Annotated in this window: 7 protein-coding genes; 4 read left to right on the top strand and 3 right to left on the bottom strand. The window is 66.5% G+C overall.

Annotated elements, in window-relative coordinates; genetic code table 11:
• Positions 1 to 323 precede the first annotated feature (323 nt).
• Both fabI and fabG read right to left on the bottom strand, forming a co-directional pair.
• The gene (gene fabI, locus ELR45_RS21935; RefSeq protein ID WP_129668239.1) at positions 324 to 1,088 is read right to left on the bottom strand and encodes an enoyl-ACP reductase FabI; all 765 of its coding nucleotides are present in this window, start codon (positions 1,086 to 1,088) and stop codon (positions 324 to 326) included.
• Positions 1,089 to 1,091: 3 nt separating this feature from the next.
• A complete protein-coding gene (fabG, locus tag ELR45_RS21930) occupies positions 1,092 to 1,796 on the bottom strand; it encodes a beta-ketoacyl-ACP reductase (protein WP_129668238.1) in 705 nt (234 codons plus the stop codon).
• Between the two features lie 224 nt (positions 1,797 to 2,020).
• On the opposite strand from fabG, the gene ELR45_RS21925 reads away from it, so the two are divergent.
• Positions 2,021 to 2,335, top strand: coding sequence for a DUF3099 domain-containing protein (locus ELR45_RS21925; RefSeq protein WP_129668303.1), 315 nt, complete (start codon positions 2,021 to 2,023; stop codon positions 2,333 to 2,335).
• A 113-nt stretch (positions 2,336 to 2,448) separates the two neighbouring features.
• Here ELR45_RS21925 and moaA read toward each other — a convergent pair whose 3' ends face one another.
• Positions 2,449 to 3,438: a GTP 3',8-cyclase MoaA gene (gene moaA, locus ELR45_RS21920; RefSeq protein ID WP_129668237.1), complete on the bottom strand. Its 990-nt coding sequence runs from the start codon at positions 3,436 to 3,438 to the stop codon at positions 2,449 to 2,451.
• A 30-nt stretch (positions 3,439 to 3,468) separates the two neighbouring features.
• Between moaA and ELR45_RS21915 the strand changes: the two genes are divergently transcribed.
• From ELR45_RS21915 to ELR45_RS21905, 3 genes are all read left to right on the top strand, one after another.
• Positions 3,469 to 4,407, top strand: a complete 939-nt coding sequence (locus ELR45_RS21915; protein ID WP_165367999.1) for an SURF1 family cytochrome oxidase biogenesis protein — start codon at positions 3,469 to 3,471, stop codon at positions 4,405 to 4,407.
• A gap of 145 nt (positions 4,408 to 4,552) precedes the next feature.
• Entirely contained in the window at positions 4,553 to 5,182 is a 630-nt protein-coding gene (locus ELR45_RS21910; protein ID WP_129668235.1) for a hypothetical protein, read from the top strand.
• A 111-nt stretch (positions 5,183 to 5,293) separates the two neighbouring features.
• Positions 5,294 to 6,815, top strand: a 1,522-nt coding sequence (locus ELR45_RS21905; RefSeq protein ID WP_205857024.1) for a flotillin family protein, incomplete at its 3' end; no start/stop codon positions are given.

Here is a 6,815-nt window from a genome sequence, read left to right as displayed (position 1 = left end):
TCGCCGACATGAAGACGACCGACGACGGCCGGGCCGCCCTGACCGCCTTGATCGCCCTCGCGACCACCCGCACCAGATAGGTGGACGAAGATCACCGCCGGTGATCTACCCGGCTGGAGTGACGGTTAACCCGGTTCAACGCGTCGTACGAAACGCAAGCACACAGATGGGGCGGGGAACTTCTTCGAGCGATCTTCGATCGGCGACGGATCACGTATCAGCAACCAAAGCCGCTCGCCGATCGCGTGAGAGTGAGAAGAAGTTCCCCGCCCCATCGTCCGGCAGAAGCCCCGAGAACAACCTCACCACTGCGAACGGAGGCGTCAAGCGCCGACCGCGTGCACTCCACCGTCGACGTGGATGACCTCGCCGGTCGTCTTGGGGAACCAGTCGGACAGCAGAGCGACCACACCCCGTGCGCCCGGCTCGGGGTCACTGAGGTCCCACCCCAGCGGAGCCCGCTTGTCCCACACGCCCTCGAACTCCTCGAAGCCCGGGATCGACCGTGCAGCCATCGTCTTCACCGGCCCGGCCGAGATGAGATTGACCCGGACACCACGCTCGCCGAGGTACTTCGCGAGGTACCGCGACGTCGCCTCGAGCCCTGCTTTCGCCACACCCATCCAGTCGTAACCCGGCCACGCTACCTGCGCGTCGAAATCCATGCCCACCACGGAACCGCCGTCCGGCATCAACGGCAGGGTCGCCATGGTCAGCGACTTGAGTGAGTACGCGGAGACGTGGACCGCGGTGGACACGTCATCGTAGGAGGTCTCCAGGAAGCTACCCCCGAGCGCCGTCTGCGGCGCGAAGGCGACCGAGTGCACGACGCCGTCAAGGCCGTCGACGTGCTCGGAGACGCGCTCTGCCAGCGTGCTCAGATGCTCGTCGTTCTGGACGTCGAGCTCGATCACCGGAGCCGGCGATGGAAGCCTGCCAGCGATCCGCTCGACCAGAGTCATCCTGCCGAAACCGGTCAGCACCACCGTGGCGCCTTCCTGCTGCGCCAGTTTGGCGACGTGGAACCCGAACGACGAGTCGGTCAGGACACCCGTCACCAGAATGCGTTTGCCGTCAAGAATTCCCATGGCTCAGTGCCCCATTCCCAATCCACCGTCGACCGGTATCACCGCGCCGGTCACGTACGCCGCCTCTTCGCTCGCCACCCAGCGGACCACACGAGCGACCTCTTCAGCCGACGCGTACCGGCCCAATGGGATGCCGCCGAGGATCTCGTCGCGTCGCTCGTCCGACAACTCGGCGGTCATGTCCGACTCGACGAATCCCGGCGCCACCACATTGGCGGTGATAGACCTGCTGCCGAGCTCGCGTGCGATGGAACGCGCCATACCGACCAGTCCAGCCTTGCTGGCGGCGTAGTTCACCTGGCCGGGCGAGCCCAGCAGGCCCACCACGCTGGAGATGAAGACCATGCGGCCCTTGCGCGCGCGCAACATGCTCTTCGAGGCGCGTTTGGCGACCCGGAATGCGCCAGTGAGGTTGGTGTCGAGAACATCAGCGAAGTCGTCCTCTCCCATCCGCAGCAGCAACATGTCGCGGGTGATCCCGGCGTTCGCGACCAGCACCTCGACCGGCCCCTGCTCGGCCTCCACCTTGTCGAAGGCGGCGTCGACGGAGGCCGCGTCGGTCACGTCGCAGACGACGCCGGACAATCCCTCCGGTGGCTCCCCTGACCGATGCGTGATGGTGACCGCGTCGCCGGCCTCGGCGAACGCACGAGCGATAGCCAGGCCGATACCGCGGTTCCCACCGGTGACCAGAACAGACCGACTCACGTTAGGTGCTCCTCTCATTCAGCCCTGATGACGCTACCTGATGCCGTCAGCGCGGCACCCTGGGCGGGCCTGCCAACACCGGACCGGGCTGTGATGTGCGAACCGCACAACCGACGCCGCGTTGCGGAATCTGCTATAGCCCTCACAGGCGATCAGGTCGTAGCGTGTTAAGGGTGAACCAGATCCATCGTCACTCGCCGCGGCATGATGAGCCCGTTCAGTCGGTGACGACGGCCGCCCCCGGTCGCAGCCACGATCTGCGCTCCCGCCAGCGTCGTTATCTGTGGATGATGGGCATCCGGGTCGCCTGCCTACCGCTGGCCGTCCTCACGACCGGCTGGGTCCGATGGATCTTCATCATCGGTGCCGTGGTACTGCCGTACATCGCCGTCGTCATCGTCAACGCCGCGAGCCGTCCCACCCACGGAACCATAGAAACCTTTCCGCCGGTCCAGCGCCCGGAGTTACCCCCTGCGACGCGAGACGATGATCCAAATGATCAAAAACACCGCTCGGAGGCCTTCCGGTCAGCTCCCTAGACGTGCAATACTCCCCAACGCGCACGTTCCGCATTCCCCCGTCGGTGCGCTGCGTAACGACGACGTCGGGCGGCTTCCCCCGTGGCTGCCCGGCGTCGCCGTATTCCGGGTGGTCAGCCGCCGATCGCAGACATCGGGCGGCCCGGCTGCAGGAAACCGGGGTCATCGATGCCATGGCCGGCGGCCTTGCCTGCCATCGCCACCCGCCACCGCTGGGCGATCTCCTCGTCGCTCGCGCCGTCTCGCATCGCGCCGCGCAGATCCGACTCTTCGCGAGCGAACAGGCAGGTCCTGACCTGGCCGTCGGCGGTGAGCCTGGTGCGGTCGCACGTTCCGCAGAACGGCCGGGTGACCGAAGCGATGATGCCCACCCGATCGGGCCCACCGTTCACCAGCCACTTCTCGGCCGGCGCGCTCCCCCGCTCCTCGGGATGCTCAGGCGTCAGCTCGTAGAGGCGCTGCAGTGAAGCCAGAATGTCACCCGCGGTGACCATCTCGTCGCGCTGCCAGCCGTGCTGTGCGTCCAGCGGCATCTGCTCGATGAAGCGCAATTCGTAGCCATTCTCCAGGGCCCACCCGAGTAGTTCCGGCGCCTCGTCGTCGTTCACATCGCGCATCAGTACGGCGTTCACCTTCACCGGGGACAGACCTGCCGCATCCGCGGCGGCCAGACCGTCGAGGACGTCCTGAAGCCGCCGGCGGTGCGTGAGACTCTCGAACCGTTCCGCTTTGAGCGTGTCCAGGGAACCGTTGACCCGGTCCAGTCCGGCGTCGGCCAGAGTGCCGGCCATCCGTGCCAGGCCTACCGCGTTCGTCGTCAGCGACAGCTCGGGGCGCGGCGACAGTTGCGCACATCCGGAGACGATGTCAACCAGCCCGCGCCGCAACAGCGGCTCCCCGCCGGTGAACCGGACCTCGCGGATGCCGAGTCTCTCCACCCCGATACGGACCAGGCGCACGACCTCGTCGTCCGTGAGGAGTTCCGGCTTGGGCAGCCAGGCGAGGCCTTCCTCCGGCATACAGTACGTGCAACGGAGGTTACAGCGGTCGGTCAAGGACACGCGAAGGTCTGTGGCAATTCGCCCATACCGGTCGATAAGCATGCCCTCCAGGCTATGGTCTACGGTCGAGCTGTGTACAGGTTCCTCGTGAGCAGACGCTGGCTGGTACGGACCTTCGCCGGCATCCTGCTCGTTCTCGCATGCGTGCGGCTGGGCATGTGGCAGCTCGACCGCGACGAGGAGCGATCCGAGCGCAACGAGATCATCGAAGCCAACGAGGACGCTCCGCCCGCCCAGCTGGAGGACGTGCTGGGCCCGGATCCGGCGTCCGGCACCCTTGACGAGTCCGAGCAGTGGCGGCATGTCGAGGTCACCGGCCGGTACGACGCTGACCACGAGCTTCTGCTGCGGTTGCGGCCGCTCAACGGTACCCGCGGTTTCCACGTGGTGACACCCTTGGTGACCGAGGACGGCACGGCGATCCTCGTCGATCGCGGTTTCTACCCGTCGGACGAGACCGAGCCCGAGGTTCCCTCGGCGCCTTCCGGAGAAGTCACGGTCACCGCACGACTGCGTGAGTCGGAGGACCAGCGTGAAGCGGGCGATGCGGCCGGCGGACGGATCCGCTACGTCAACGTCGAGCAGATCGCCGACGCCCTGCCGTATCCACTGACCCCGGCGTGGGCCGAGGCGATCGAGCCGATCGGCGAGGACCTGGTCGCTTTGCCGGCTCCTGACGTCGATACCGGTCCACATCTGTCGTATGCGTTCCAGTGGTTCATCTTCGCCGTGGTCGGCGTCACCGGATACGTGCTGTTGGTCCGGGCAGAGGCCAAGGGCCGACGGAGCCCACCTTCCGATCTGGACGCTGGTCGGACGCCGGAGGATGCGCGGACGCCGGACGATGCGCAGATGCCAGGCGATACGCAGACTTCTGCGCCGCCGCCCGCCGGAGATGCGGTCAACGGCACGCCCGGAACAACAGATCAGAGGGCGGAGACCGACGACGCCTCCCACCCGGATCGGGTGCAGGTCAGTTCACGCACACCACCGCCTGAACGGGCGGACTAGCGGCCACACCACCCTGGGAAGCCGGGTTACGAGCCCACATACCGCATGGTTATACTCCCGAGGGTCATGGCGACGTCGTGCCCTGTCGGGGCCGGGTCGTAGCGCCAGCGCCGCCGGCGTGGTTCGAGGGGGAAAGGGGCGGTCGGTGACCGACTTCATCGAGACCGCGTTGACGTTCCCCGTGGTCGTCTTCAGCTTCATGTTGGTGGTGCTCATGGCCTACTGGATCGTCGTGCTGCTGGGAGGCCTGGGCCTTGATCTGTTCGACGGCGACGCGGGCGACGGCGGAACCGGCATGCTCGCGAGCGTCGGGCTTGGCGGCGTGCCGGTCACGGTCGCGCTCTCGTCGCTGATCGCGTTCAGTTGGTTCGCCGCGCTCACCGGCACGGTGGTGATCGACACACTGGACCTCTCCAGCCCCGCGGCCGTGGGTCTCGGCGTGGTCGCGCTGGTACTGGCGGTCGTCGTCGGGTGGGTCATCACGTCGTTCATCGTCATGTTCGCCCGCCGGACGCTTCCCAAGGTCAAAGAGTCGTCCCGCAGCGACTTCGTCGGAAAGCTGTGCATCATCCGCACCGCCCCGATCGGCGACGGCACCGGGCAAGCCGAGGTCACCGCCGACGACGGCTCCAGTGCGCTCATCCATGTCCGGCAGACCGGCCAGGACGAGTTCGGCTCCGGCAGCACCGCGTTGATCTTCGACTACGACCCCGACGACGAGGTCTTCTGGGTCTCGCCGTTCGCGGCCGAGCTCGACCCGGGCCGCGAGCTGTAGCCACGTGATGTGGACGGGAAAGCGGCATGAAAGCGTCCCTATAGGTACTGGATATATGTTGTCGAACTGCCCTGTAAAGGTGAGATCCAAGATGACTCGAAGGATGCTGTGATGGACACCCTTGGTACCGGACTGGGAGTGCTACTGGCCATACTCCTGGTCGTTCTACTCGCCGTGGTCTTCGTGGTCACGCGACTCTTCCGCAAGGTCGAACAGGGCTATGCGCTGATCATCTCGAAGGTACGCAACGTGGACGTCACGTTCACCGGTGCCGTCGTGATGCCGATCATCCACAAGGCCGAGTTCATGGACATCTCGGTCAAGACCATCGACATCGAACGGACCGCTCATGAGGGTCTGATCTGCAAGGACAACATCCGTGCCGACATCCGGATCACGTTCTTCGTCCGGGTGAACAAGACCACCGAGGACGTCATCAAGGTCGCACAGGCGATCGGCACCGAGCGCGCCAGCGACCAGGACACCCTGCAAGTACTGTTCAACGCCAAGTTCTCCGAGGCGCTGAAGACCGTCGGCAAGCACATGGATTTCGTCGACCTCTACACCAAGCGCGAGGAGTTCCGAGACCAGATCATGCGGGTCATCGGCACCGATCTGAACGGCTACAGCCTGGAAGACGCGGCCATCGACTACCTCGAGCAGACGCCGATGGCGCAGCTCGACAAGCAGAACATCCTGGACGCGCAGGGTATCCGCAAGATCACCGAGCTCACCGCCAAAGAGCACGTCAGCACCAACGACTACGAGCGTGGCCGGGAGAAGGAGATCACCCGGCAGAACGTCGAAGCCCGGGAGACGATCCTCGAGCTCGAGCGGCGTCAGGCCGACGCCGAGGCCACCCAGCAGCGCGAGGTCGACACGCTCCGCGCTCGCGAGGAGGCCGAGACCGCCCGGGTCCGGGCCGAGGAGCGGCTCAAGTCGGAGTCCGCGAACATCCGCACCGACGAGCAGGTCGGCGTGCAGAGCGAGAACAAGCAGCGCGAGATCGCCGTCGCGGAGCTGAACCGGCAGCGCGTCGTCGCCGTCGAGACCGAGAAGATCGAGAAGGACCGCCAGCTCGAGGTCGTCGCGCGGGACCGGGAGACCGAGCTCGCCACCATCGACATGCAGAAAGAGGTCGAGACCGAGAAGCGGTCGGTGGCCGAGGTGGTCCGTGAGCGGGTCGCGGTGGACAAGACCGTCGCCGAGCAGGAAGAGAACATCAAGCGGGTGCGCACGGTCGAAGAGGCCGAGCGCGAGCGCGAGGCGAAGGTCATCGCCGCCGAGGCCGATGCGCAGGAGAACCTGGTCAAGGACATCAAGGCCGCCGAGGCCGCCGAGCAGGCGGCCAAGCACCGCGCCCAGGAGGAGCTCACCCTCGCCGAAGCCCGCCAGCAGGCCGCCGAGCTCGACGCGCAGGCCAAGGTACGTCTTGCCGAAGCGACCCAGGCCGAGGCCGCCGCGGCCGGGCTGGCCGACGTCGAGGTCCGCGACCGCGACGCCGAGGTCATCGAGAAGACCGGCCGCGCCGAGGCTGCCGCAGCGCGGGAGAAGGCGCTGGTGGAGGCCGAAGCGATCCGCGAGAAGCTGAAGGGCGAGTCCGAAGGTCTCACCGAGAAGGCCGCCGCCATGG

Origin of the sequence: Phytoactinopolyspora endophytica (assembly GCF_004138495.1) — a bacterium.
GTDB lineage: Bacteria > Actinomycetota > Actinomycetes > Jiangellales > Jiangellaceae > Phytoactinopolyspora > Phytoactinopolyspora endophytica.
This window is presented reverse-complemented; position numbering and strand designations above follow the sequence as displayed.